Origin of the sequence: Pseudomonas sp. JL3 (assembly GCF_031570575.1) — a bacterium.
Classification (GTDB): Bacteria; Pseudomonadota; Gammaproteobacteria; order Pseudomonadales; family Pseudomonadaceae; genus Aquipseudomonas; species Aquipseudomonas cucumis.
Genome location: NZ_JAKWJK010000058.1, coordinates 1 through 1,434, shown reverse-complemented (window position 1 = coordinate 1,434; position 1,434 = coordinate 1). Strand labels below are relative to the sequence as shown.

The 1,434-nt window shown below is 62.2% G+C and carries 1 protein-coding gene; it reads right to left on the bottom strand.

The window, feature by feature from the left end:
• Positions 1-1,434: condensation domain-containing protein (locus tag MMG91_RS28755; protein ID WP_310661448.1), on the bottom strand; the 1,434-nt coding region annotated here is incomplete at both ends.

Below are 1,434 nucleotides of genomic sequence, written 5' to 3'. Positions count from 1 at the left end.
GTTGGCGCGTTCATTCAGCTCGCGATAGCTCAGACACTGTTTGCCATGCAGTACCGCCGCAGCGTCCGGCGTGCGTTGCACCTGCTCCTCGAACAGCTCGTGGATGGTCTGTGCCTGCGGATAGTCGGCTTCGGTGGCGTTGAATTCGACAAGCAGTTTGAGACGTTCATCCCGCGGCAAGATCGACAAGCTATGCAGCGATGCCTGTTGTGAAGACTCCAGAGCCTCCACCAGATGCTCCAGCGCTGTGTACATGTACGCACAAACACGCTGCGCGCCGACCTGCGATGTCACCAGCACCGACAGGTTGAAACCGTTACCCAGGTCATCGACATTCAACGTCAGTGGATAGTTGGTGCGCTCTTCACCACTGAGCGCCTCGATACCGTGCCAGGCGGCCGACGTGTCTACCGAAGCAGCGGCGACAGCACTGTGCCGGTAGTTGAGCAATGAGCTGAACAGTGGCGTCGGCGCCGCCACACCGCTGCAACGTTGCGCCAGTGCCAGCGAGGCATGTTCGTGGCCCAGCAAGGCCGTCAGTCGTGCATGGGTGGCCTTGACCCCGGCGCGTACGCCTTGTGCGCCGACGTCCACCCGTAGGGGCAAGGTGTTGATGAACATCCCCAACGCGCGGTCGGCCCCCTCGCCGCCCTGCATCCGGCCCATCAGGACCGTGCCGAACACCACGTCCTGCTTGCCGCAAACCTTGCCCAGTACTTGCGCCCATGCCAGGTGCACCAGGCTCGCAGCGCTTACCCCCAGCTGACGCGCCTGGGCCCGCAGACGCGAATCCAGCGCCGGTTCTATAGACTGTCTGGCTTCTTCAATGTCACGTCCGTCGCCCTGCACATCCTGCAAACCGAACGGCAGTGTCGGCTCGTCGACATCGCCGAGCATCTCGCGGAAAAACACCTCGTGCTCGTCTGCACTCAGACCGAGTCGTGCCTGTGCCACATAGTTGCGATACGGCACGGCTTCGCTCAGTCGCGCAGCCTCGCCGAGCAAATGCGCCTGCATATCGTGCCGCACCACTTCCATGGCCGTGTGGTCCAGCGCCATGTGGTGAAACAGCAACACCGCGACCCAACGCTGATTGACCGTATCCTCGGCAAATGCAAGGCGCATCAGGGGGGCGCGGGTGATGTCCAGGCGATAATGCCGCGGGTCGAAGCGCTGCTGCAGTTGCGCCGCGACATCGCCTGCGGCGGGGTCGAGGTCGACCGCTTCAAGGTGCAGTTTCGCCTCACGCCACACCACTTGCATGGGTGTGTCCAACCCTTGCCACACCACTGAAGTACGCAGGATGTCGTGGCGCTCGATCACGCTTTGCAACGCCTGAACGAACGCGTCGAGGCGTTCACGGCCCTGCAGATTGAATAACGTCTGCAACACATACGGATCGCCCTGCTCGGCGGCAAGGTGGTGATAGAGGAT